Below are 25360 nucleotides of genomic sequence, written 5' to 3' on the forward strand. Positions count from 1 at the left end.
GGTCAATCGCGCTGTCTGGGTTTCGACTTCATCATTCGCAGCTTCTCCAGCTCAGCCAGAGTATTCTCTTCCCCGCAACACAGAACTCAAAGCCCTCGACCATTAGTACGGGTCAGCTCCACACATTACTGCGCTTCCACCTCCCGCCTATCAACCAGGTCGTCTACCTGGGGTCTTACTCGCTTTCGCGATGGGGAGTCTCATCTTGAGGTCAGTTTCCCACTTAGATGCTTTCAGCGGTTATCTGCTCCGGAGATTGCTACTCGGCTGTGCCGTTGGCACGACAACCGACACACAAGCGCTCCGTCCACCCCGGTCCTCTCGTACTAGGGGCAGATCCTCTCAAACTCCCGACGCCCACAGCGGATAGAGACCGACCTGTCTCACGACGGTCTGAACCCAGCTCACGTACCGCTTTAATGGGCGAACAGCCCAACCCTTGGGACCTTATCCAGCCCCAGGATGCGATGAGCCGACATCGAGGTGCCGAGCCTTGTCGTCGATGTGAACTCTTGGACAAGACTAGCCTGTTATCCCCGGGGTAGCTTTTATCCGGTAAGCTACGACCCTTCCACTCGGAGTCGTAGGATCACTAAGTCCGACTTTCGTCTCTGCTCGGCGCGTTGGCCTCGCAGTCAAGCTGGCTTGTGCCTTTGCACTCACTGGCTGGTTTCCATTCAGCCTGAGCCAACCTTTGAACGCCTCCGTTACCTTTTAGGAGGCGACCGCCCCAGTCAAACTGCCCACCTGCCACTGTCCCCCGAAGGGTTAGGGTCAAAACCACGTCAGGCTGGTATTTCACCGTTGAGTCCACCGAGCCTAGCGACCCAACTTCTCCGTCTCCCAGCTATCCTACACAGACGCAGTCCTAACGCAATGACAGGCTACAGTAAAGCTCCACGGGGTCTTTTTGTCCTGCTGCGGGTCACGCGCATCTTCACACGTACTTCAATTTCGCCGGGTCCCCTGTTGAGACAGCGCTCCACTCGTTACGCCTTTCGTGCGGGTCGGAACTTACCCGACAAGGAATTTCGCTACCTTAGGACCGTTATAGTTACGGCCGCCGTTCACCGGGGCTTCAATTCGCAGCTTGCACCGCTCCTCTTAACCTTCCGGCACTGGGCAGGCGTCAGCCCGTATACGTCCGCTTGCGCGTTAGCACAGACCTGTGTTTTTGGTAAACAGTCGGTAGAGCCCTTTCACTGCGACCCCCTTGCAGGGGCGCCCTTTCTCCCGAAGTTACAGGGCTATTTTGCCGAGTTCCTTAACAGAGGTTCTCCCGTTCGCCTTAGTATCCTCTACTCGTCTACCTGTGTCGGTTTGGGGTACGGTCAGTATGCTTCACCGCTCCGCAGTCTTTTCTTGACCCCTCTCCAGCATCCGTTAACATCCACCCGCTAACGGCTACCTTCAAGCGATGTGCTGCTTCGCTCCACATACTGGTGCAGGAATTTTGACCTGCTGTCCATCGCCTACGCTTTCCAGCCTCGGCTTAGGCTCGACTCACCCGACGTGGACTGACCTTCCGTCGGAAACCTTAGACTACCGGCGACGTTGGTTCTCACAACGTTCTCGCTACTCATGCCCGCATTCTCACTCCCCACCACTCCACCGCACGTTGCCCGTGCGACTTCACCGCTGTGGGGACGTCTCCTACCACTTGCTTGCGCAAGTCCCTGGTTTCGGTGTCATGCTTACAGCCCCGTTCCATTTTCCGCGCAGTCGCGTTCGACCAGTGAGCTGTTACGCACTCTTTCAAGGATGGCTGCTTCTAAGCCAACCTCCTGGCTGTCTCAACACGACCACATCGTTTCCCACTGAGCATCAACTTCAGGACCTTAGCCGGGGTCTGGGTTCTTTCCCTCTCGACGGCTGAACTCATCTCCAGTCGTCCGACTGCATGGCTCACCGACCGGCATTCGCAGTTTGATTGGGTTCGGTAAGCTCACAGCCCCTAGCCCATTCAGTGCTCTACCTCCGGTCGTCATCACCACACGCTAACCCTAAAGTTATTTCGGAGAGAACAAGCTATCTCCAAACTCGTTTGGCATTTCACCCCTAACCACATGTCATCCCCGTTTTTTGCAATAAACGTGAGTTCGGGCCTCCCGTCCGTGTCACCGGACTTTCACCCTGCACATGGTTAGCTCGTCTGGTTTCGTGTCCAATAACTGCCACTAATCGCCCTATTCAGACTCGCTTTCGCTTCGCCTCCGGGTGTCACTCCCTTAAGCTGGCCACAGCTATTGACTCGCGGGCTCATTCTCCAATAGGCACGCCATCAGGGGTTACCCCCCTCTGACCGTCTGTAAGCATACGGTTTCAGATCTCTTTCACTCCCTCGCCGGGGTTCTTTTCACCTTTCCATCACTGTACTCTTGCGCTATCGGTCGTCAAGTGTATTTAGCCTTGGAACGTGGTCGTCCCAGCTTCCCACCAGGTTAGCGTGCCTTGTGGTACTCAGGATACCCCCCACAACCGTCCCCTTCACCTACGGGACTCTCACCCCCCCTCTGGTCGGCTTTCCCAAGCCGTTCGGTTCAGTTTCGGTTGCTGATAGAGGTCCTACAACCCCAGCTTGCGCTGGTTTGGGCTCTTCCGCTTTCGCTCGCCACTACTCGCAGAATCCTTCTCTTTTCCTCGGGCTACTGAGATGTTTCAGTTCGCCCGGTTCCCTCCCCTCGCGGGGTGACAAGCTCACGCCTGCCGGGTTTCCCCATTCGGACATCGTGGATTATTACGGCTGCACACGCCTCATCCACGCTTTTCGCAGTGTACCACGTCCTTCATCGGCACTTGACGCCAAGGCATCCCCCGTATGCTCTTATCCGCTTTGAACCTGTGTTACGGAGAAGAGGATACTCTCGCTTACTTTCGAAGACTTGCTCTTGATTCGTCGTTTCCCATTTGCGTTATTAAGTTGTTAAGGTGCTTCCAGTCGCTCTGAGCGCTTCCGCGCCCTGAACAACAGAACTGTGAGACGAAGAGATCCTTCATTGAAGAGGGTGGAGCAAATCGCGTTTTGACCGGAGTGTTCCGTGTCATTGTCTTGCTTTGGGCCTTGCCTCTCGGCGTCAGCCCGTTGTTTCTCAGAAAGGAGGTGATCCAGCCGCACCTTCCGGTACAGCTACCTTGTTACGACTTCGTCCCAGTCACCCGCCCTGCCTTCGGCGGTTGCCCCCGTAAGGTTGGCTCTCCGACTTCAGGCATGACCAGCTCCCATGACGTGACGGGCGGTGTGTACAAGGCCCGGGAACGTATTCACCGCGCCGTGGCTGATACGCGGTTACTAGCAACTCCAGCTTCATGCAGGCGAGTTGCAGCCTGCAATCCGAACTGGGACCGGCTTTGGGGATTAGCTCCTCCTCGCGGTCTCGCAACCCACTGTACCGACCATTGTAGCGTGTGTGTAGCCCCCGGATATAAAGGCCATGCTGACTTGACGTCATCCCCACCTTCCTCCTGCTTCTCGCAGGCAGTCGGGCCAGACACGTGTAACTGACCCCGGGGGTTGCGCTCGTTTTCGGACTTAACCGAACATCTCACGACACGAGCTGACGACAGCCATGCAGCACCTGTAGACGCTCCTTGCGGTCGCTCACCTTTCGGCTCGCTACTACGCCTATGTCAAACCCGGGTAAGGTTCTTCGTGTAGCCTCGAATTAAACCACACGCTCCGCTGCTTGTGCGGGCCCCCCGTCAATTCCTTTGAGTTTTAGTCTTGCGACCGTACTCCCCAGGCGGCAGACTTATCGCGTTAGCTGTGGCGCCCCCTCCCTTGCGAGAGTGGACACCGAGTCTGCATCGTTTACGGCTTGGACTACCGGGGTCTCTAATCCCGTTCGCTCCCCAAGCTTTCGTGCCTCAGCGTCAGTTGGGACCCAGGACGCCGCTTGCGCCTCTGGTGTTCCTCCGGATCTCTACACATTTCACCGCTCCACCCGGAATTCCACGTCCCTCTATCCCACTCTAGTCCCACAGTCTCAAGCGCGTTTTCCCGGTTGAGCCGGAACCTTTCACACCTGACTTATGGCACCGCCTGCGCACGCTTTACGCCCAGTAACTCCGGATAACGCTCGCCTCCTACGTTTTACCGCGGCTGCTGGCACGTAGTTAGCCGAGGCTTATTCGCCATCTACCGTCCGTTCTCGTCAATGGCAAAAGGGCTTTACAACCCGAAGGCCGTCATCACCCACGCGGCGTCGCTGCATCAGGGTTGCCCCCATTGTGCAATATTCCTCACTGCTGCCTCCCGTAGGAGTCTGGGCCGTGTCTCAGTCCCAGTGTGAGGGATCATCCTCTCAGACCCCTTACGCGTCGTTGCCTTGGTAGGCCTTTACCCCACCAACTAGCTGATGCGCCGCAGCCCCTCTTCAGGCGTCTTGCCCCTTTTCTCTCTGGTCTCTACAACCCGGGAGCTTATCCGGTCTTAGCGTCACTTTCGCGACGTTATCCCAGACCCAAAGGCAGGTTAGCTACGTGTTCCTCACCCGTGCGCCACTATCTTGCGATCGTTCGACTTGCATGTGTTAAGCACGCCGCCAGCGTTCATCCTGAGCCAGGATCAAACTCTCCGTCAGTGTTTGACTTGCTCATCTCTTCGTCTTCACAGTTCTGTTGTTAAGGTGCTGTCTCGCTCAGCGCGAGGGATGTATATAGTATCAAACGCCTACCTTACAGTCAAGGCTGGAGAATGTTGAATTTCTGTAAGATTTTAAATATAGTCGGGAGCGTGTTTTGGATATCCGCGGAGAGCGATTCGCTCAACTCAAACGCCTGCCCCCCTACCCCAACCAGCACCGCGGGCGGCGCCTGTCCATACCAATCGCGCGCTAACGCGAGCAGCAGCGCCGGATCCACCTGATGCGTCCACAAATTCGCGGACACTGCAAGCGGCTCGACCATTTGTGTGCGCACCATGCCATACGGCACATCCACGCACGCGTCGACAAAGGCAACGAAAGCCGCCCGGCTGATTGGCTCCGCCAATTCCAACGTCAGCTGGTGGCAGGCGATGGCCTCCCACCCCGCTTCACTCAACTGCTGAGCGACGACGACACCCACGCCGTCGTCGCCCCGCAAACAATTCCCGCAGCCGATCACCAGCATCAGCCGCGCACCACCGAATCCACGACTTCGCCGTTCGCCGCGACCACATCGACCGCCAGCGGCATTTGCCCATAGGCGTGCGTGGAGCAGCTCAGACATGGGTCGAACGCACGGATGACCGCCTCAACGCGGTTGAGCATGCCTTCCTGAATCTGCGTCCCTTTGACGAAGTGCCGCGCCATTTGCAGCACGCCGCGGTTCATCGCCAGATTATTATGTCCGGTGGCAATAATCAGGTTCGCCCGGGTGATCAGGCCGTTGTCGTCGATCTCATAGTCGTGCATGAGCGTGCCACGCGGCGCTTCGCTCACGCCGACACCCCGATAGCTGTTCGGTTCGGCGAAAGCGCGCACGTGCTTGCTCAGAATATCCGGCTTGTTCAGGATGATTTCAATCTTTTCGAAGCAGTACAACATCTCGATCAAGCGGGCGTAGTGATAATAGAACGAGCTCTGGCGGTGCTCCTTGCGGAACACGCGGAACTCGGCATCCGCCTTGGGCGTATCGAGGCGATCCGCAACATGCAAACGCGCCAGCGGCCCCACGCGATAAATGCCATCCGGGTAGCCGAGCGGCTTGTAGTACGGCGACTTGAGGAACGAATGTGGTTCGACCGCTTCCCCAATGTACTCGTCATACTTACGCGGATCGAGACCATCGGCGATGCGATTGCCATCGGCATCGACGATGCGCAGATCGCCATCATAGAGCGCGAAGTTGCCATCCATCACCGTGCCGACGTACAGCGTGGCGAAATTGGCGAAGAAGTTGATCTCGCGTTCGAAGTGAACGACGATCTCCTTGAACCAATCCAGCGCGCGTTCGGTCGCATCAATCGCGGACGGGATCATCGTGAGAATCTTGTCGCGCTTCTCTTCGGTGAGTGGTTCGCTGACGCCACCGGGCACGATCCACGCCGGGTGAATGCGTTTACCGCCGAGCAATTCGATAATCTGCTGGCCAGTCTGCCGCAAGCTGACGCCATCGCGCGCCAGCGCCGGGTTGACCTGCGCCATGCCAAACAAGTTGCGCTGCGCCGGGTCCGCGTCCATACCGAGCAGTAGATCGGGCGCGGTAAGGTAGAAGAAGCTGAGCGCGTGCGACTGCGCAATCTGCGCCATGTTCATGACACGGCGCAAATCCTTCGCGACGCGCGGGATGGTGACGGCCATCAATTCGTCGCAGGCCTTCGCCGATGCGACGAGATGGCTGACCGGGCAAATGCCGCAGATGCGCGCCATGAGTGACGGCATCTCGTGGAACGGACGCCCTTCGACGAACTTCTCAAAGCCGCGGAACTGCGTGACGTGGAACTGCGCGTCTTCGACGTCGCCCATTTCATTGAGATAAATGGTGATTTTGCCGTGACCCTCAATGCGCGTCACGGGATCAATGACTATGCGTTGTGACATCGTTACGCCCCAAATCTCGTCTTGGCGCTCAAGTCAGGCAGCCGCCCTTCGAGCAGTTCGGCCACCACGTAGAAAATCGTATCGGCATGCGGCGGGCAGCCGGGGATAAATATATCGACCTTAACCGCCGTGTGAATCGGGCGGACGTAAGGCAGCAAATGCGGCACGACCTGCGTCGGCACACCGGGATTCGTCAGATCAGGGTCAAGGTACGCCCGCGTCAGCACGTCCTGCACCTTGATCGGGTTGCGCATCGACGGCACATTCCCCGTTACGCTGCAGTCGCCCAACGCGACGAGGATCTTCGTCCGCGCGCGTACATGCTTGATCTTTTCGAGGTCGTCGTCGCTGCTGATCGCACCTTCAACCAGCGTCACATCCACATCCGGCGGGAAGGTCTTGAGATCAACCAGCGGGCTGTAGACCAGTTCGATGCGATCCGCGATATCCAGCAGGCGGTGATCGATATCGAGAAATGACATGTGACAACCGGAACAGCCATCCAGCCATACCGTTGCGACCCGTACTTTAGCCGTGGCCATTCTTCCCCACCTTTCGCATCGTCGCCAGATACGGCAGGAATTCACGATGCTTGACCATTTCCGTCACCGACTTGCCTTTGAGGAACAGCGCGCCCGTCGGGCACACCTGCACACATTTGCCACAGCTGGTGCACGTCTGCGAGTCGCCCCACGGCTGATCGAGGTCGGTAATGACCTCGGAGTCGATGCCGCGTCCCTTGACGCCCCACGTCTGCGCGCCTTCGTACTCTTCGCACACACGCACGCAGCGCGTGCACAGAATACAGCGGTTGGAGTCAAAGGCATAGCGTTCATGCGAGGCATCGACTTCGCGGACCGGGTTGAGGTACGGCAAACGGATGTGATCCACGCCGAGCTTCACGGCGAGGTTTTGCAGTTCACAGTGACCATTCGTCACGCACACCGAGCAAATGTGATTGCCCTCGGTGAACAGCATTTCGATGATCATCTTGCGGTATTCCTGCAAGCGCGGGCTGGTGGTGTGGACGACCATCCCTTCACGCACCATCGTAGTACACGCGGGCAGCATTTTGGCGATGCCCTGCACTTCGACCAGACACAGACGGCACGCGCCGATCGCGGTTAAGCCTTCGACGTGGCACAATGTTGGGATGAAGATGTTGTTCTCGCGCGCAACCGCGAGCACGGACTGTTCTTCGTTACCGCTGACATCGCGGTCATCGATTTTTAGGGTGAATACGCGCCTCATGTCGGCACCCCCATCTTGCACACGCCCGCCGGGCATTCATGATGGACGATGTGCGCCAGATACTCATCGCGGAAATAGCGGAGCGTGCTTTGCACCGGGTTCGGCGCGCTTTGACCGAGACCGCACAGGCTGGTCGCCTTGACCATTTCACACAGGCGCTCCAGCGTGGCGAGATCGTCGAGATCGGCTTCGCCCCGCGTAATCTTGTCGAGGATGTGCGACATCTGCGCCGTACCCACCCGGCACGGGATGCATTTGCCACACGATTCGTTCATGCAGAAGTCCATGAAGTACTTCGCCACATCGACCATGCACGAGGTCTCGTCCATGATGATCATGCCGCCCGATCCCATGATCGAGCCGATACTGTTGAGCGACTCGTAGTCGACGGGCATGTCGAGATACTGTTCGGGGATGCAGCCGCCGGACGGGCCACCCGTCTGCACGGCTTTGAACTTGCGCCCGTTGGGGATGCCGCCGCCGATTTCGAACACGATTTCGCGCAGGGTGATGCCCATCGGCACTTCGATCAAACCAGTGTGTTCAATTGCACCGCTGAGCGCGAAGACTTTCGTCCCCTTACTCTTTTCCGTACCAATCCCAGCGAACCAGTCCGCGCCATTGTTGACAATTGGCGCGATGTTGGCGAAGGTCTCCACGTTGTTGATGAGCGTCGGGTAGCCCCACAACCCCGCCTCAGCGGGATACGGCGGACGGGGACGCGGTTGGCCGCGCTTGCCCTCAATCGAGGCCATGAGCGCGGTCTCTTCACCGCACACGAAGGCCCCTGCGCCTAAACGGACATCGAGATCGAAGCTGAACGGCGTGCCGCAGATGTTCGAGCCGAGCAAGCCCTGCTTCTGCGCTTGCCGAATCGCCTGCTTCAGCCGCTTGACCGCCAGCGGATACTCCGCGCGGACGTACAGATAGCCGCGATCCGCGCCAACCGCAAACGCCGCGATGATCATGCCTTCGATGACGCGATGCGGTGACGCCTCCATGACGCTGCGATCCATGAACGCGCCGGGGTCGCCTTCGTCACCGTTGCAGATGACATACTTGTGTGCGCCCTGCGCTTTGGCAACCGTGCTCCACTTCAAGCCCGTGGGATAGCCCGCGCCGCCGCGACCGCGCAGGCCGCTCCGCGTGATCTGCTCGACCACCTCGGCGGGCGTCATTTCAGTGAGCGCCTTGAGCGCGGCTTCGTAGCCACCCTCGGCGATGTAATCGTCGATTTCGTCAGGGTTGAGCTTGCCGCCATAGCTCAAAACGATACGCGTTTGCCGCGTGAAGAATGGACTTTCGACCGGATACGCCAGCCGTTCCACCGGTTCGCGGTCCAGGCTGGCGACAATTTCCGCCGCATCTCCCGCGGTCACGGACTGATACAGGCGATTGTCCGGATCAATGCTCACCATCGGACCAGCGGCACATAAGCCTTTGCACCCGCCGGGGCAGACCGCACAGTCGTGCTCCATCCCCATCTTGGCGAGTTCTTCTTCGAGTGCCGCCTTGATGCCGTCACTGTGTGAGGCCATGCACGCTGTCCCCATACAGACAAACATGCGATGGCGGTACTTCGAGCGTTCTTCTTGTTCGAGGGCGGCAATGCGATTGAGTTCTTCAGCAATCATTTGAGCACAGCCTCCACTTTCGCGACGGCGGTGTTGGGATCTAGCTTGCCCGCGACTTCGCCATCCAGGGTCGCAGCTGGGGCCAGCCCGCACGCGCCCAAGCAGCGAGCGATAGTGAGCGAGACCCGGTTGTCCGGCGTCGTTTCGCCGGGCGCAATATCAAAATCGTGATGTAAGCGTTCAAGAATGGCCGGCGCGCCTTTGATGTAGCAGGCAGTACCCATGCAGACTACACAGTGATGTTCGCCTTGAGGTTTAAGATTGAAGAAATTGTAGAAGGTCGCCACGCCATATACGCGGCTGGGGGGGACGTGCAGATTTTCTGCTACGAACTGAAGTGCGTCTTCATCTAAATAACCAAATGATTCCTGAACCGTATGCAGTGTCTCGATGAGCGCATCCGGTGAGAACCCATACCGACGCATCGTCCCCGTGACTATTCGCCAGCGCTTGTCTTCTGACGGGGGAGACTTCGCCGCTGCGGGCATCGTGTTTCTCCTTATGTAGCTCCGATTAAATCAGGGAGGATTTCTCCCTGACTATCAGTGTAGAGCTACTTCAGGCGGCACGGCACGGCCATACCTCCCCTTCGATTGTGACAAGTGTCACAAAACGGAGTTAATCATCAGTGACATTGAGCACATTGACACGCAGCGCATCCAGTGCTTGCAGGGTGAGCAGCGTGCGCAGCGTCCCGCCGAGTTCCTGTTCTGCCCCGGCGAAATTGCAATAATCGCCCACCCGCGCCTTGAGGTGTGAGCGATCTGGGCCGATGCCATGATCAGGGAGTGGGTAAGCTGCCGCCCACAGATTGATCAGCGGAATCTGCTCGGCTTCCGCAATGTCGAGCAGCGCCATGTTCATTTCCAGCGAAAGCGGATATACGTCGGTGCGCTCGGGCAGCACAACAAAGGTCGTCAGCACCGGGATCACCCCACTAGCGATGGACTGCTGCACGATCTGCTCCACCGACGCGCGATAATCGTCCGCCGTGAACGCCAGCACATCGCGGCCACCGAGCATCATCACGGCGACGCTCGGACGCGACACGCGATATTCACACGTCAGTGGCGACTCGCCGCCCTCGCACACCGGATTGGTCGCCCAGAACGGATCAAGCACGGCGGCGCTGGTGAACCCGCGAAAGGCGGCGATACTCGACCCAGCATGCGTGAACGAGTTCGCACTCAGGCCATCCGGCGACACTGAGAAGAAGTCAACCGACGGGCGCAGGTCGTCGTATTCACCCCAAGCACATAGATCGCCGTTCTCCAGACCGAGCGACTGCAAAAAGTCACCATTGGTGGTGTTGCTGTCGCCAATCGTCGTGAACACGTTGGCGCGGTTACCGAGCGCCTGCCCCGCTGCGAAGATCTCCACGAGGCGCGGCGAATCAAGGTTGACGAGGATCGGCGTCTCCAGCAGACGTTGCTCCATCGTGGCGATGTCGTCCTGCGCGGAAACCCCGGTCACCGCCAGTACGAGGAGGCATAACATCAGAAGCAGACCCCACCCCCAACCCCTCCCCGAATTCAGGGAGGGGAGCAAGATGTTTCCGCCGTTCGCCCCTCTCCCCGCTTGTGTGGGAGAGGGGTGGGGGTGAGGGGTTGATCAAATTTCGAATACCGCATTTCTATCGTCTCACCCACCCTAACGATTCCAATTCGGCGCCGATCCGTTCGGCGAGCAACCGCGTCCCCTCCGGCGTGAGGTGCACGGGTGTATCGGTGAATTCATCCGGCGGGATAAGATCCCACACATCGAGATAGTTCTGCCCCTGCATCTGCTCGCTGAGCAGGTCGCGATATTGATCGTACGCCCATCGGGGATAGAAGCTGTTGTAGCGAATGTCGCTGTTCTGCCCGCTGCTGATGTAGATCGGCTCGTTGACAAACAGCAGGGGCACGCCTTCCGTCCAGCGTAGACCATCTTGCAGCACGTCAAACGCCAGATCGTCCAGCGGTTCTTCTTGCGCGTGTCCAAACCATGAATAGTCCGCCTCGAAGTCGGATTGGCGCAGCGTGATCTCCTCCAGCAGCGCCTGATCAATGCATGTCGCCGCCCACGCGAAGCTGTACAACTGCAAGCGCAGCCAATCGGCAAGCTCGCGCCGCTGCCCAAGAAGAGTCAAATCAGGAGTGTCAAAGCGCGGGTCAGAGAGGCTAAATGACGGTGGGTCGGATTCCAGACGCGGCGCTTCTGAGTACTGAGCATTGGTCGCTAATGCTATAGGAAAGCGGTTCTTTTGCACGACAGGCAATTCGATTTGCTGCTCAATTGGAAACGACTGCGCCGTCACCAACCAGATCACTGCGTCGGGTTGATACTCCATGACTTGATGCAGCATGAGCAAATCTTTCGCCAGCGCCATGCCCGGATAACCGAGGTTGTAGACTTCCACGCGGCGCCCATCATCGCTCGTGTAGCCGAGCGCCTCCAACTGCGCCGCCACCGTCTGATCGCTTTCCAGCAGCCACCCCCATGTCCCTGAGTCGCCGATGACGACGACACGAAATTCGTCCGCGGCTTTCGGGCGGCTGATCTCGTGCGACGCGAACATCGCCGGGATGTTAGTCAGGCTGAGGTTGTACGACTCTGTCGGGTTTTCGCCGTAGGGCAAGCGGGCCCGACCGGGGATGAGCGTGTTATAGACGGAAACGCGCCCCAACGCATCGAGCGGGCTAACCAGGGCGTAGACAAGATTGCACAGCACGAAGAAGATCGCCGTCTTGACCGCGATGCGGATCAGTTTGCTCCATGTCATCGCGCACCTCCAAACAGAATGCGCGCCGCCTGGTCGAGCGGCAGCACGAACCATAGCCAGCCAATCACCACATAATGGAAGGTGACGAACCACGAAAACGCCGTCCATGCCCGTTTCTGCGCGGGCTTGTCCGCGGGGCCGCGATACCACACGCGGGTGCGGTCGCTCCACCGCTTGTGCACGAACAACCCGAAGCCGTGCCACACGCCCCACAGCAGAAAGTTCCATGTGATGCCGTGCCACAAGCCGATGACGATCATCGTCGCCAACTGCGCGATCAGCACGTTGAGCACGGCGTTCCACTTGCGTTTGATCATGGCGCGGGAGAGCGGCGAAAAGACATAGGCGCGTGCCCACGCGCTGAGCGTCGCGTGCCAGCTTTGCCAGAAGGCGGTGAGGTTAGTTTTGAGGTACGGGCGGTTGAAGTTTTCGGGCAGGCGGATGCCGAACAGGATGCCGATACCAATCGCGATATCGCTGTAGCCGCTGAAGTCGAAGAAGAGGCGCAGCGCGTAGCCGTACAGGAACAGCGCAAACAGCGGCGCACTCGTGATTTGGTCGGCGATGGTCGTGTTGAGCGACATCCCCAACGCGAGGCTGTCAGCAATCACGAACTTTTTGAACACGCCCATGGCAATTCGGCTGAGGCCATCGGCAAAGCGGTTCGCGTCGAGGCCGCGCAGCGTCGGCAGCGCGCGGTAATCCGTGACGAAGCGCTCAGCACGATCAATCGGCCCGGCGACGAAGGCCGGAAAGAACAGAACGTAGCTCGCGTATTCGCGCAAACCGAGCGCGGGCAAAATCCCCGACTGGCGGTCACGCAGCGTGTGGATCAAGCGGAAGGCGATGTACGAAAAGCCGAGCCAGTTGAGATCGAAGGCCGAGGCGAGTGCCACATCCTGCCCGGTCGCGCCACGCCATGCGCCGCTGATGGCGGCGGCCAATGGTTCGGCTTTCCACAGCACAAACAGCGCAACGATCAACCCGATCAGTGCGGTGATCGGCAAGAAGCGCCGCCCGCCGACGATGATCAATCCGGCGACCACTAACCCGACGACCACCATGAGCGGATCGGGCGGGCGCGAGGGCGTGATGCGCAGGCTTTCGTCGACAAAGCGCATGAGCGACAGGCCGATGATCAGCGCGACAATCACCGCCAGCGTGACCTTGTCCTCGCGGGTGACGGGATCGCCTTTCGGACGGCTGAACCACCACCCCGCCAACACGAGCACCAGCGTGAGCGTCGGCAGAATGAAATCGCTGAAGCGGATCGGCAAAAACGGCTGAAACACGTACACACCGATCACGCTGACGCTGAGAATCAGCCAGCCCCGCCACTTGGACGGAAGAAGACTGTACACGAATGCGCCAACGATGAACAGGAGGATGACTGGGAGATCGAGCGTCACAAGCTAGAAGCCTTGATAAATCCACTGCGGCGCGCTGTCGGTCGTGACGATGATCAAGAGGATGATCAGCAGGCACAAGCCGAGAGCCATCAGGTTTTCGCGCGAGAAGATGCGCTGGATGATGGTCGGGCGCTGCTCCCCGGAAGCGGAGAGCAGCGGTTCGGGCGTCGGGTCGCTCATCAGCCGGACTCGCCGCACCACTTCCATTCGCCGTCCTCCTGCACCACACGGTAGGATGCGAGCGGGAAGCGGTTCGTCTCCGTGCCGTAGGTCGCGACGATTTCGCCCGTGCAGGTGACGACATCACTGTCGCCCTGCCGCGTGCACTCCATGTTTTCGACGCGCGCGCCTTCGACGGTCGAGAACGAGTTGACTTCACGGCTGAACAGCGCTTCCATCGGGCTGCACAACAGCGGACGCAGCGCGTCACCATCACCCGCGACTTTCGCCGTCAGATACCGCTCGACCACATCAGCCGGGTCGCCGCCGCTCGCGCCACCGCCGCAGGCAGCCAGCACCAACAAGAGGAGGAGGAGTCCAATTCGCTTCATTATATGCATCAAGCTCCGGGTTCGTCAGAATTGAGCGCCAGACGAAGGTCGTCCAGCATTTTTAGGCTGAGCAGATTACGCAGGGACAAACCATACCATGACTCATGCCCGCTGTCATATTTCAGATAGGTGAAACCGCTGCGATTCATGTGCATACCGTCGGTCGTTTCCAGCCCATAGTTATCAAGCGGACGCGCCGCCGCCCACAGGTTGATGAGCGGCACTTCGTACTCCGTCGCCACATCAATCACCACCTGATTCAAGGCGACCGCTTGCAACCAGTATTCGTTGTCCGGGCTGTAGCTGAAGGTCGACAATACGGGGATGATGCCGCGTTCGAGCGTGAAATCCAAAATGGCGCGCAGGTTCTCCGCGTACTCGTCGGGATTATTGTGCAGCACATCATTGGGACCAAACATGATGAAAGCAATACTCGGCATCTTGCGCCGGTAGTCGCATTCCAGCGGCGACTCGCCGGAGTTGCATAACTCTGCGTCCGCCCACATGGGGTCAAACACGGTGTACGTCGCCATGCCGATCTTCGCGGCAGTGCTCGCCAGCGCGGTCGACTCGCTGTAGTAGTTGACGGTATCTTCGAGGTAGTCATACGGGCCGAGCACCACGGCTTCCTGACTCATAACAGTCAGGTACATAGGATCAGCAGTGAGGCTGTCGCCGACTTTGGTGATCACATTCGCGCGATTGCCCAGCTCCTGCCCACGTTCGAAGACCTCGATCATCGCCTCACTGATCGGGCTGATGATCGGCGCAGCGTACAGCGCGGCTAATGAGGGCAGTTCGACATTCGCCGGGTCGCCGTCGGGTATGTCCGAATTGATTGGGATTTCGCTCAGGTGAAGGTCAGGATTCGCATTGAGGTAGCCCGTGGGTACCCACCCGCTGATCCCGTCATCGGGGGTCGAAACGAACAACCAGTTGCCAATCGAATTGCGCTCCCGCGCTTCGACCGGCACGCCTGCGGGCAGCCACCGGATCTGCACATGACTGTCACCGGGGCCAGCATAGAGGATCGCGTCCTGAAACGCCGTCATGACCGGAAAAGCGTTTTGGGCAGCAGCGATATGAGTGAAGAGCAGAACGAGCAGCAGGATCAGAATGGACTTACGCGCCACAATAGCTCCGTGATGAAGGAAACAACCTGTCCTATTATGCGGATATTCGCGCAAAAAGGGATAGGCGGTTTCCTGTCACGCGCCGGAACTGGATAAGTTGGTTAAATCAGCCGAAGCGTGCCACCACTTTCGGCTTGCCGTAATTCCCGACTTCCTTATCGACCAAAAAACGTTCGAGCGCCCGTTCAAAGGACGGGAGCGCTTCGGGGTAGTCTTTCATGTAGTGCCCGTATTTGACGCGACTCGGGATTCGACCCGCCGTCGCGAGGCGTTCGCTCTCCTCGCGGAAACGTTCAATGGCGAACGCGGCGAAGTAAGCGGCGCGCGCGTCATATTGATCGTGGATCTTTTCAATCTCAGCGGCCGCATTCGGGCTGTACGTGCGGACAAGGCGGGTCAATTTACGCGCCAGCGCGTGATGATCGGTCATCTTCCTCACCATTCCTTTCAAAGCACATTACGTATAATGTAAAACGTAATACTTGTTCGCGCTATGGGCCTTTTGGGTTATTTCGGACCACATTACATCATTGCGTTACCGAAACTTCAGGAAATAAACGGGGCAGAGCTCGTCCCTGCCCCACCACCACTTACGCCACATTCCCGGCTTGATCGACGGCTGCCGCGGCGAGATTACGCTTGACCTGCGGCACATTGAGCGGCTTTTCACCTGCACGAATGAGTCCACTACTCGCCCGCCCAACGAAGGCGCTATCGAGCACCAGCGGCGCGCTCCCAGCAAAGTCCTTCCACGTGACTTCAGCTTCACCGAGCAGCCACTCATTGACCAGTTCAACGCCCTGCATAACCGAATGATCCATGTTGCCGATCTCATAGCACCACGCGCCGAAGCGTCCGCGGCTGTAGATGCCGTGTTCGCGCAGATACGGCTGAATCGTCGCCAGCGCGCCATTCCGATCCACGGTCGGCACGGGGTAGCTGTAGTCCACGTCGATCAGGTACGTGCTGGAGATGCGGTCGAGGTCGGTGGGTTCCAGCAGCTTGGTGTTGATCAGCCCTTCGACCACGCGGTCGATGATGGTCGCCTTATCTTCTGGCTTGTGCTCGCTGCGGCTCGTCTCCGTGAGCAGCAGGAAGTGATTCGGGTCCGGCGTGATGTACGGCGAATAGTTCGAGAGATAGGTCACCCGATAGAACGGCGCATTCTCTTCGGGAAAGTACAACCAGCATTTCTCGCTCGGGGTTGGCCGCGCCACACCCACGCCGACGATCAGGCCGCTGGAATGATGCAGCCCGCGAGTCGCCATTTTGACGGTTTCCGGTGCGTCTTTCAGCCGTCCGACCAGTAGATCGAGCGGCATGGTTGTCAGCAGCAAATCGTATTCCACGACCTCGCCATCGCTGAACGTGACCGTCTTCGCGTGCTGGTCAACCGCGACCGCCGACTTGTTCAAATGCAGGTTGTCCTTGATGTACTTCTCAAACGGCGTGTAGAGACCGCCAGTGCCGCCATAGAGTGGGTATTTGAACTTGTTGTTCGGTCCCCAACCTTTGTCTGCCGATTCCAACAGCACATTTTTGAGAATGCGTTCAAGGTTCGGCATGGCGACTCGTTCGCCGAGCCAGTCGCGGCTCATGTGTGTCACCGGATGCGCCCACACCTTGAAGTTATATGGCTTCATGAAGTACTTGGCGATGCCTTTGCCAAACTGCGCGTCGATCAGTTGGTCAAACGTCTGCGCTTCGTTGACGGCCTCCGGGTGTTTGCCAGCTTCAACCAGACCGAGCAGGCATTCGAGCACGACTTCGCGCGGCAAATAGCTGATGTTGTTCTGGAACGGGTACGGCACGAAGCGATCCATCATCCACACCCACGCTTCACGCATGATTTCGGTGTAGTTATCGCCGAGCAGCTTATCGACCAGATCGTCGAAGTATTTGTAGTGCGAGAACATGACGTGGCCGCCAATATCGTAGGTGAAGCCCGCGCTGTCGACGAACGAAGTCGCCAAGCCGCCGATGTAGTTGTTGCGTTCGTAAATTGCCCAGTTGCGGTAACCTAATTCCTGCAGACGATAGGCCGCGCCTAACCCGGTTGGCCCCGCTCCGAGGATGACAATTTTCTGTTCGGGATGTCCGTTTACGTTCATGGTGTGTTCCTTTCAGGAAATCTGCGCGGTCGGTTTGGGCTGGCGCTGCTCGACCTGCTGCACCTCGTCAAGCACCAGCTTGCGGTCAATCAAGCGCTGAATTTGCCGCGCGATTCCGTCCCAGGTATGCTGCGTGAGCAGTTCTTCAGCACGCACACGGTTGTAGTTCTTGGAGATGAGCGCCTGTTCACAGTGCTGAACGAACTCATCCGGCGTGTAGCCGATGGCGACAACATCCCCGTACAGCTCGATCACGTCGTGAATCGGCGTGGATACAATCGGCTTGTGCGCCGCCATGTATTCGAGCGTCTTGGTCGGGCTGAGGAAGCGCGTCGCTTCGTTCATGGCGAACGGGACGAGCGCGACATCAAAATACGCGAGGTAGGCGGGCAGCTGGTCATAGCTGCGCATGCCGAAATAGTGAATGTTCGCCGCCTGCGGCAGATCAGCGTAGTCGATTTTGGCGACTGGCCCGACCAGTGCGATGTTCCATTCAGGGTGCGCCGCCGCGACCTGCGCGATCAGCGGCAGATCCATGCGTTCATCGATCACGCCAAAGTAGCCGAGGATCGGTCCGGTGAGCTGCGCGAGTTCCGGCGGGCAGTCGAACTGCTCCCGGCGCGCGGCGCGCGCAAAGTGCTCAATCTCCACGCCGCTCGGCAGTAAGTGCGTGTTAGGGTTATGCACAAGTTTGTCGCGATACAGGCTCACCCCACCCGTGAACACCACATCAGCGCGGGAGAGCAGCGAGCGCTCGCGTTCCTTGAGTTCGGCAGGCGCGCCTTTAAAGGCGGCAAGCTGATCCATTACGTCGTAAATCAGCAGCTTGTGCGGCAGCACGTCGACGAAATCCGACGCCATCGGTGTGTACAACCACAACAGCGGGCGCTTGATGCCCTGCCGATCGAGATAATCCAGTAAACGTTCGCAGTACGTCTGCGCGGTGAGCGGATCACCGTGACCGATCCAGCGGTGGTTAGGGACAGGCTGGACGAGGCGCGCGACCGTCACATTAGCGGTCTTCTGACCGGGCAAGATTTCCAGCAGCGGCTGCCCTTCCCCTTCTACCGTGATGGGTTCTTCAACGAACAAGACGCGGGCATTCCGCGCCAGCCGCGACAGCAGATGCTGCGGCCGCTGCCAGACGAAATCCCAGCGCAAATGGCTGATACAGATCAGATCACGCATTCCAATTCACCCTTAATATCATTTGTAACAACTCGACTCATATCAATATTAATTTCAGCGTTAAGTTTTGTACATGGGTCAGGTGGTTACGCGAAAATGCACCTGACGTCTAATCGTGCTGTTCAGGAGTGGGGTTTATACTAAATGTAATGTAGTAAGTGCGACCTTCACTGTCGCCAAAACATTACACATTGAATTACGAGGCTTTGATGATGTTAGTGATTGATCACGCACTGTATGTGAACGCCCCCGTCAGCGTAACCTACCACCACTGGACGCGTTATCCCGAATTTCCACGTTTCATGCAAGGAGTCGTGAGTGTCAAGCGCCCCACATGGACGCGTCTCCTGTGGCGCACCATTTACGCGGGCGAGCCTGAGCTTTGGGAAGCCCGCATCGTGTGCCACCTGCCCAACGAATGCCTTGCGTGGGAGAGCGTTAACCACCGCGCTAATCACATGCGTCTCGATTTTTCCCCAGTCGCCGCCGACATGACGCTCGTCACGCTGCGCGCCGAGTATGAGGTGCTGCATAGTCTGGAGGATGTCGGCACATCGCTTGGGGCAGTATCTGAGCGGTTGTACGGCGACCTCGTGCGCGCCCAGCGGTTGATCGAAGGCCGCACCGCGCTGCCCCACCTGCGCTTCGTGGCCTTGAACTGACGCAAATTTAGGAAAACGCATGACTGATTTCATCTGCATCAGCGATTTACGCTGGCAAACTTTTCACCACGCCTGCCCGCTGCCGTGGCGCTTCGTGCGCAAACCCCGTGTGCTTTTTGTGGAACCGCCGCTCATCAGCCTCGGCGCGGGCTGCGCCAAGCTCGAAGTCTTGCCCCAGTCGACGACGCTCACGGTCGTACGCTTGCGCATCCCAGCGCTGACGGCGCGCAAACTGGAACACGGGAACAGTACGCTCCAGCCGCTGTACAACGATCTTCTAGGGAAGTACCTTGAGGAGAATAACTATCAGCGGCCGCTGCTGTGGCTCAATACGCCAGCAGGCGCTGGTTTCGCGGATGTGATACCGTGCACGTTGATGATTTACGATGCGGCGCGCATTCAGCCCGCCAAAACGTCCGTGAACATCGAACGCCTCAATCCGGAGGCGATTCTGGTCACGGGCAGCCGCCGTTAAGCAGTGCCCAATCGCACCGGGACGCGACGATTCGCGTCCCAGTGCGTCTTAATCCTCTGGTCCTAGTTCGAATTCTGCTCGGCCTGCATCTGCGTCCAACGCCAAGTCAAGCGCCGCTGATACTGACGCTGCTCCGGCGTCCACCAGAGGCGCATATACGCGATCATTCCGAGGATCTGCTCGTCAGTAAATGCTTCACCAAAGGCGGGCATGGGGAACTGCGCCAGCGGGTTCTGAATGCCTTCGCGCACGGTGCGAATCAGCAGTTGATCGGGGTGCATCCACGTGTGACCGCTGGCATCATGCGCCGGCACGAGCAGCATGCCGAGATCCAGCGTCTGCTGAATCGATTCTTCGACCTGTCCGGTTCCGTCATAACCGTGGCAGTGCGCGCAGTACAAGTCATAATTGCGCTGGCCTTCGATGAGCACGGGATCGGTGAACGACGTGGTCGGCACGGCCTCCGGCGCGACGAGTTGTACGTCGAGGGTGGGCTCTGGCGGCTCAGCGACCTGACCACAGGCGACCAGCAGCAGCACACAGACCAGCAGCGTCACGTGCAGCATGTAGTTTGATCCTTCGTCGGCACGCCCGCAGCGCGCCGCTATCCAGTTTGAGAACGGTCTAGAGATATGATAACAGAGTTAGTCATGTAAGTCGGCTGATCATCATCACGCGATTTCGTAGCGTTTGAAATCGGTGATCTTGTGCGGATGCTCTTCCTCCACGGTGAGGTCATGAACTTGCAGCACATCGCCAAGTTCCGACTGCAGCAACACGACAACGTGATACTTGTCGAGCGCCAGCACCTGCCCCACCTTCAAACGTCCCAACACCTGATAATCGGCGGTGAACGCGTGCAAACGCTCGGTCACATTCTCAGCTACCAGCAGCGGTTCAGCGTAGCTGTCGGCGAGATAGCGGTCGAGGCGCTCCCATTTGCCCGCATTGTAGAGCGTCAGCTGCGCAATCAAGCGCATCCCCGCCGGATTCGTCGTCAGCGCCAGTTTATCGTGCATATGGTGTTTCCTTTCAGCCTTATGTCAGAGACAGCCGGGTAGACTTGAGCCCAATTCAGGAAAAAGTGTTATAGTTAATCCATTGTGATGATTTTCCTGAAACGGTGCAGAACATGATACGAATCATGATAGCGGACGATCACGCTGTTGTCCGTCAGGGATTGAAAATGTTTCTCGCCCTCGACGCGTCCCTCGAGATCATCGGCGAAGCGAGCAACGGCAAAGAGGCGCTCGATGGCGCGCGTCAACTGAAGCCGGATGTTATTTTAATGGATTTGCTGATGCCTGTGATGGACGGAATTGAAGCGACCGCCGCCATCAAGCGTGAACTCCCGGATACCGAAGTGATCGCGCTCACCAGCGTGCTGGAAGATGCGTCCGTTATCGGCGCGATCCGCGCAGGCGCGTTGGGCTATTTGCTCAAGGATACTAAAGCCGAGGAACTGATTCAGGCCATCAAAGCGGCGTCGGAAGGGCAAGTGCAGCTCTCACCGCAAGCGGCCGCCCGCTTGATGCGTGAAGTCCGCGCCCCGGAAAGCCCCGAAGCGCTCACCGACCGCGAAACGGAAGTCCTGCGGCTTTTGGCGCAGGGGCGTTCCAACAAAGAAATTGCGCACCTGCTCACGATCGGCGAAAAGACGGTCAAAACGCACGTGAGCAGCATTCTGGCAAAACTAAACGTCTCCAGCCGGACGCAGGCAGCGCTCTATGCAGTGCGCATCGGGCTGGTCGACAAAGCCGAGTCCTAGTGGTCTATAAGTTTTTCGGATGAGCAGGTGTCTCAGCGATTTTTAAAAGACGAGATCGAGCTTCTCTACGCGGCCTCTAACAAGTTAACCCAAGCCTCTACGCCAGCCGAATCTCTGGAAGCGGTGAGCGACTATGCGCGCGAGAATGGCGCAGTCCGTGGTTTGCTGCTGTACACAGACAATCCACTGCAGCCGGAAGCACTGGAAGTCGTCTCCGAATGGGTCAAAGGTCAGACTTCGGCCTTCGGCATCGGCACCCGCTTTGCGATTCCGCGCAGCCTGTGGAACCGCCTGCTGAATTCCGCCGCCGATCACCCGATTCTCCTCGCGGACATCAACTCGACCGAACAGCTCGAAGACGAAAATCGTGCGATGTTCGCGCAGTTTGAAATGCGCGGCGTCGCCATTCTCCCCCTGCATATCAACGACCGCTGGGTGGGGATGCTGGTGTTCGGCTGGTCGAAGCCTTATTTGTTCGATGAACATGAGCAGCGCATCATGATGGCGCTGATCCAGCAGTCCAGTTCGGTGATCGACTCCATGCGCCTGTTTGAACAGGTGCAGCGCCGTGCCAGCGATCTTGAAATCGCCAAGAACGAAATCGACATCCTGTACAGCGTGTCGAACGCGTTGACCCGCTCACAGAATCACGATGAACTGCTGGCGGCAATCAGCACGTATGCGCGGGACAGCGGCGCGTCCAGCGGCTTACTGTTTTTCACCGAAGGCACCGATACTGCCCCGACCTCGTTGATCGCGTCTGCCCAGTGGGAGAATGCGCGCGGCAAACCGCGCCGCGTCGGCGACCGCTATCTGCTGGCGGCACATGGTATCAACATGATCTGGCTGACTAACCCGACCAGCCCCACCCTGATCGACGATGTCGAATACGATTGGCGTGTGGACCCGGCGACGCGGACGTTCTATCAAGGATTAGCTATCCGCGCGACCGTGCTCCTGCCGTTGAACAATCGCGGGCGCTGGATCGGCCTGCTCGTCTTCAACTGGACGGAACCGCATCCCTTCAACGAGCGCGACCGCCGCGTCTATACCGCCCTGATTCAACAGGCGTCGTCGGCCATCGACTCGATGCGCCTGCTCGAACAGAGCAGCGAACGCGCCGAACGCGCCGAGCTCCTGCTCGAAGTCAACACGGCGCTTTCCCGCGCCACCAACGAAGCGGATATCCTCAACGCCATTGCGTTGTACACCGAATGCCAGTCGGCGGCTGGGCTCACGCTCAACTATCTCGACATCGACGACGAAGGCAACCCGACCAGTTCGCGGGCGGTCGCGGTGTGGATGAACGGCGGCGCTGCCCAGTACGATCCCGCCAAACACGCGATCATTCCAATCTCGAAATTCGGCATCGCTGCGCTGTGGGTGAGCCAGCCCGATGGTGTACTGCTGATCGAAGACATAGCGACCTACGAATGGATCAATGAGGCGGCGCGGGCGGAGATTATCAGCAGCATGAAGACACACTCGATTGCGCTGCTGCCGCTGCACGCGGGCGGGCGCTATCAAGGCGTGCTGTCGATCACGTGGGCGAGTCCGCATATCTTCACCGAACAGGAAAAGTACGTCTACAACGTGCTGATGCAGACCGTGCCGTCGGTGGTGGCCACGCGGCGCGCCTACCTCGCCGAAGAAGCCGCGCGTGAAGAGACGCAGCTTCTGTACAACGCCAGCGAAGCGATCAATGTGGCGCGCACCTTTCAGGAGGTGATCGAAGCGGTCGCCCGCCTCGATATCAGCCTGCACAGCATCGTACTGACGGCGTGGCAGCAGTTCGATTACGCAAATGCCGACTATTTCGAAATCATCGCCAGCACCGCGGGCAGCAGTTATCCGGTCGGGCAGCGTTACACAATTGAAGAGTTTCCCGTCTACGACAAAATGCCGCATCGCGGCCTGTTCGTGGTCGAAAACACACAGGATGACCCGCGTATCGACGCGGTCAGCGCGGCCAACTGGAAGAAATACGGCACGTATGCGCGCATCGGCGTGGCGCTGGCACTCAACAATCGCTGGATGGGCAACCTCGTCTTCCAGAGCCGCGAACCGCGCAAATATACCGCGCGCGAACAACGCCTCGTCGGCGGTATCGGCGACCTGGTCTCGGCGGCCATCGAACGCATTCGCCTGCAAGCCGAAACCGAGATGGCGTTCCAACGGGCCGAAACGCTGGCGCGCGTCAATGCCGCGCTGTCGCAGGCTAAAAACGAATGGGATATTCTGGCGGCTGTCGGGCTCTATCTCAACCAGCTTGAGCCGTCGAACATGGCGCTGCACTATATCGACACGGATGACAGCGGCCAGCCCATCAGCATGGATGTGGTTGCCGCGTGGGAATACGGCCAACCTGCGCCCCATTACCCCGCTCTGGGTATGACATTCGATCTCCGCAACTCACCGGCGACGCAGTTGTACATCAACGCGCCGGATAAAGCGCTGATTTTCGAAGACATCCCCAATGAGAAACGCATCGAAGAGCCGATCCGCACGATGTTCTTGGAACAGCTCGGGCATCACGCGCTGGTCGTGCTGCCGCTGTACAGTGGTGGCGCATGGCAAGGCACCATCGGCTGTGCGTGGATGCAGCCGCGCCGCTTCACCGAGAATGATCGGCGCATCTGCGAGGCGCTCATTCAGACGGTCGGCGCGGTCGTCGCCAGCCGCCGCTCGTATCTCGCCGCCGAAAAAGCGCGCCGGGAAAATGAACAGCGTGCCCGCGAATTAGAGACCGTAGCCAAGGTGAGCGCGGCGGCGGCGACGCTGTTGAGCGTTGATGAGCTGCTGCAGACGGTCGCCGCGCTGACGATGACCAACTTCAACCTGTACCACGTGCAGTTCTATCTGCTGGATGCCCCGGGCAACTCGCTCGTGCTCGCGCCGAACGGCGACGCCAGCGTCGACCTGAATGACGAAGAGCGCGTGGTCGCACAGGCGGGTCATCTCCGCCAGTCGATCATCATCAACGATGTCAACGAAAAGTGCGAGTATGAGACCAACATGCCGGAGACGCGCTCCGAACTGGTTGTCCCGCTCGTGGTGGGCGACAAACTGATCGGCGTGCTCGACATTCACTCGCGCGAAGTCAACCGCTTCAGTGAGATGGACGCGCGCGTGATGACCACGCTGGCCGATCAGATTGCGGTGGCGGTGCAGAATGCGCGGCTGTATGCGCAGGCGCAGGAATTGGCCGTGCTCGAAGAGCGCAACCGCCTCGCCCGCGAACTGCATGACTCGGTGTCACAGGCGCTGTACGGCATTGCGCTCGGCACGCGCACCGCGCGCACGCTGCTGGATCGCGATCCCAAGCTGGTGGCCGATCCGCTCGACTATGTGCTTTCGCTGGCCGAAGCCGGTTTGACGGAAATGCGCGCGCTGATCTTCGAACTGCGTCCGGAGGCGCTGCGCAACGAAGGGCTGATCGCCGCGCTCAATAAGCAAGTCGCGTCGCTGCAAGCCCGGCACGGCATTCAGGTGGACACCGAACTGCCAGTCGAGCCGGAGATTTCCATCGAGATCAAAGAAGCACTGTACCAGATCGCCCGCGAGGCCATGCACAATACGGTCAAACATGCGAAGGCCACCCATGTTATGCTCACGCTGCAGCACACCCCCGAGCAGATTGTGCTGGACCTGCGCGACGATGGCATCGGCTTCGACACGGGCGGCTCGTTCCCCGGGCATCTCGGCCTGCACTCGATGCGCGAACGCGCCACGCGCCTGCGTGGCAAGTACACCGTCGAAAGCACGCCGGGCTTTGGCACGCACATCGCCGTCGTGATTCCGCTGCGTTAGGTATGACAAATGGCGGAGGCGCGTCTCCGTCAAAAGGCGGAGCAAAGTCTCGTTCCTTAGCGAGACGCGGCAGGCATGGTCTT

Annotated in this window: 21 protein-coding genes and 2 rRNA genes; 4 read left to right on the forward strand and 19 right to left on the reverse strand. The window is 58.8% G+C overall.

Going from position 1 to position 25360, the window contains the following annotated elements; all coding sequences use genetic code 11:
* Nucleotides 1–83: 83 nt before the first annotated feature.
* From IPK17_RS02755 to IPK17_RS02835, 17 genes are all read right to left on the reverse strand, one after another.
* A 23S ribosomal RNA gene (locus IPK17_RS02755) occupies nucleotides 84–2838 on the reverse strand.
* Nucleotides 2839–3093: 255 nt separating this feature from the next.
* Nucleotides 3094–4580, reverse strand: a 16S ribosomal RNA gene (locus IPK17_RS02760).
* Together the 16S and 23S rRNA genes form the textbook arrangement of a ribosomal RNA operon.
* A gap of 100 nt (nucleotides 4581–4680) precedes the next feature.
* Nucleotides 4681–5109 carry a hydrogenase maturation protease gene (locus tag IPK17_RS02765; RefSeq protein WP_343416138.1) on the reverse strand — a complete coding sequence of 143 codons (429 nt, stop codon included), beginning with the start codon at nucleotides 5107–5109 and terminating at the stop codon, nucleotides 4681–4683.
* The gene (locus IPK17_RS02770; RefSeq protein WP_343416139.1) at nucleotides 5109–6521 is read right to left on the reverse strand and encodes a Ni/Fe hydrogenase subunit alpha; all 1413 of its coding nucleotides are present in this window, start codon (nucleotides 6519–6521) and stop codon (nucleotides 5109–5111) included. The genes IPK17_RS02765 and IPK17_RS02770 overlap by 1 nt, the downstream gene beginning before the upstream one ends.
* Nucleotides 6522–6523: 2 nt before the next feature.
* A complete protein-coding gene (locus IPK17_RS02775; protein WP_343416140.1) occupies nucleotides 6524–7063 on the reverse strand; it encodes an NADH-quinone oxidoreductase subunit B family protein in 540 nt (179 codons plus the stop codon).
* On the reverse strand, nucleotides 7050–7772 hold the full coding sequence (gene hoxU / locus IPK17_RS02780; protein ID WP_343416141.1) for a bidirectional hydrogenase complex protein HoxU: 723 nt from the start codon (nucleotides 7770–7772) through the stop codon (nucleotides 7050–7052). Before hoxU ends, IPK17_RS02775 begins: the two co-directional genes overlap by 14 nt.
* On the reverse strand, nucleotides 7769–9406 hold the full coding sequence (gene nuoF, locus IPK17_RS02785; RefSeq protein ID WP_343416142.1) for an NADH-quinone oxidoreductase subunit NuoF: 1638 nt from the start codon (nucleotides 9404–9406) through the stop codon (nucleotides 7769–7771). The genes hoxU and nuoF overlap by 4 nt, the downstream gene beginning before the upstream one ends.
* Nucleotides 9403–9894 carry a bidirectional hydrogenase complex protein HoxE gene (hoxE, locus tag IPK17_RS02790; protein ID WP_343416143.1) on the reverse strand — a complete coding sequence of 164 codons (492 nt, stop codon included), beginning with the start codon at nucleotides 9892–9894 and terminating at the stop codon, nucleotides 9403–9405. Before hoxE ends, nuoF begins: the two co-directional genes overlap by 4 nt.
* A gap of 130 nt (nucleotides 9895–10024) precedes the next feature.
* Entirely contained in the window at nucleotides 10025–10903 is an 879-nt protein-coding gene (locus tag IPK17_RS02795) for an SGNH/GDSL hydrolase family protein (RefSeq protein ID WP_343416144.1), read from the reverse strand.
* A 136-nt stretch (nucleotides 10904–11039) separates the two neighbouring features.
* Nucleotides 11040–12170 (reverse strand): SGNH/GDSL hydrolase family protein, encoded by a 1131-nt coding sequence (locus IPK17_RS02800; protein WP_343416145.1) that lies wholly within the window; start codon nucleotides 12168–12170, stop codon nucleotides 11040–11042.
* Complete coding sequence (locus tag IPK17_RS02805) at nucleotides 12167–13579, reverse strand: MBOAT family O-acyltransferase (protein WP_343416146.1); 1413 nt, start codon at nucleotides 13577–13579, stop codon at nucleotides 12167–12169. Before IPK17_RS02805 ends, IPK17_RS02800 begins: the two co-directional genes overlap by 4 nt.
* Nucleotides 13580–13582: 3 nt before the next feature.
* Nucleotides 13583–13786: a hypothetical protein gene (locus tag IPK17_RS02810; protein WP_343416147.1), complete on the reverse strand. Its 204-nt coding sequence runs from the start codon at nucleotides 13784–13786 to the stop codon at nucleotides 13583–13585.
* Nucleotides 13759–14130 (reverse strand): nuclear transport factor 2 family protein, encoded by a 372-nt coding sequence (locus IPK17_RS02815; RefSeq protein WP_343416148.1) that lies wholly within the window; start codon nucleotides 14128–14130, stop codon nucleotides 13759–13761. Before IPK17_RS02815 ends, IPK17_RS02810 begins: the two co-directional genes overlap by 28 nt.
* Before the next feature lie 8 nt (nucleotides 14131–14138).
* Nucleotides 14139–15263, reverse strand: a complete 1125-nt coding sequence (locus IPK17_RS02820) for a GDSL-type esterase/lipase family protein (RefSeq protein WP_343416149.1) — start codon at nucleotides 15261–15263, stop codon at nucleotides 14139–14141.
* Nucleotides 15264–15369: 106 nt separating this feature from the next.
* On the reverse strand, nucleotides 15370–15693 hold the full coding sequence (locus IPK17_RS02825) for a hypothetical protein (RefSeq protein WP_343416150.1): 324 nt from the start codon (nucleotides 15691–15693) through the stop codon (nucleotides 15370–15372).
* 160 nt (nucleotides 15694–15853) lie between these two features.
* The gene (locus IPK17_RS02830; RefSeq protein WP_343416151.1) at nucleotides 15854–17374 is read right to left on the reverse strand and encodes a protoporphyrinogen/coproporphyrinogen oxidase; all 1521 of its coding nucleotides are present in this window, start codon (nucleotides 17372–17374) and stop codon (nucleotides 15854–15856) included.
* A gap of 12 nt (nucleotides 17375–17386) precedes the next feature.
* Complete coding sequence (locus IPK17_RS02835) at nucleotides 17387–18562, reverse strand: glycosyltransferase (protein ID WP_343416152.1); 1176 nt, start codon at nucleotides 18560–18562, stop codon at nucleotides 17387–17389.
* A gap of 209 nt (nucleotides 18563–18771) precedes the next feature.
* Between IPK17_RS02835 and IPK17_RS02840 the strand changes: the two genes are divergently transcribed.
* Nucleotides 18772–19224, forward strand: a complete 453-nt coding sequence (locus tag IPK17_RS02840; RefSeq protein WP_343416153.1) for an SRPBCC family protein — start codon at nucleotides 18772–18774, stop codon at nucleotides 19222–19224.
* 19 nt (nucleotides 19225–19243) lie between these two features.
* Nucleotides 19244–19699 (forward strand): hypothetical protein, encoded by a 456-nt coding sequence (locus tag IPK17_RS02845; protein WP_343416154.1) that lies wholly within the window; start codon nucleotides 19244–19246, stop codon nucleotides 19697–19699.
* Between the two features lie 62 nt (nucleotides 19700–19761).
* Here the strand turns inward: IPK17_RS02845 and IPK17_RS02850 are convergent, their stop codons facing one another.
* Complete coding sequence (locus IPK17_RS02850; RefSeq protein ID WP_343416155.1) at nucleotides 19762–20265, reverse strand: c-type cytochrome; 504 nt, start codon at nucleotides 20263–20265, stop codon at nucleotides 19762–19764.
* 105 nt (nucleotides 20266–20370) lie between these two features.
* Nucleotides 20371–20718 (reverse strand): hypothetical protein, encoded by a 348-nt coding sequence (locus IPK17_RS02855; RefSeq protein ID WP_343416156.1) that lies wholly within the window; start codon nucleotides 20716–20718, stop codon nucleotides 20371–20373.
* Nucleotides 20719–20831: 113 nt separating this feature from the next.
* Here IPK17_RS02855 and IPK17_RS02860 point away from each other — a divergent pair, with 113 nt between their 5' ends.
* Entirely contained in the window at nucleotides 20832–21467 is a 636-nt protein-coding gene (locus tag IPK17_RS02860) for a response regulator (RefSeq protein WP_343416157.1), read from the forward strand.
* Between the two features lie 27 nt (nucleotides 21468–21494).
* Complete coding sequence (locus IPK17_RS02865; RefSeq protein ID WP_343416158.1) at nucleotides 21495–25277, forward strand: GAF domain-containing protein; 3783 nt, start codon at nucleotides 21495–21497, stop codon at nucleotides 25275–25277.
* Nucleotides 25278–25360 lie beyond the last annotated feature (83 nt).

Source organism: Candidatus Flexifilum breve, from assembly GCF_016713355.1.